General features: G+C 56.0%; 1 protein-coding gene. It reads right to left on the reverse strand.

Features of this window, described 5'->3' with window-relative positions:
* Window positions 1–216, reverse strand: a 216-nt coding sequence (locus AF337_RS39205; protein WP_152971378.1) for an extracellular solute-binding protein, incomplete at both ends; no start/stop codon positions are given.

Raw genomic sequence — 216 nt, forward strand, 5'->3', positions numbered from 1 at the left:
GCCATATTGTTTTATGTAGTCGTCGACCGGCAGGAGCAAACCTTCCTTGACCATCGCCCCCATGTCACCGGCACCTTGGTTGACCTTCGTGATGACAGGGCCATCACCCGCCGAAACCGCAAGCTTCAGCGTCAGCTTCATGTCATCAAAGGTGCGGGCAGTGCGTTTGATAGTGACGCCGGGATGCGCAGCTTCGAAGTCCTTGTTAAGCTGCTC

Origin of the sequence: Rhizobium ecuadorense, assembly GCF_001187535.1 — a bacterium.
In the GTDB taxonomy this organism is placed as follows: Bacteria; Pseudomonadota; Alphaproteobacteria; order Rhizobiales; family Rhizobiaceae; genus Rhizobium; species Rhizobium ecuadorense.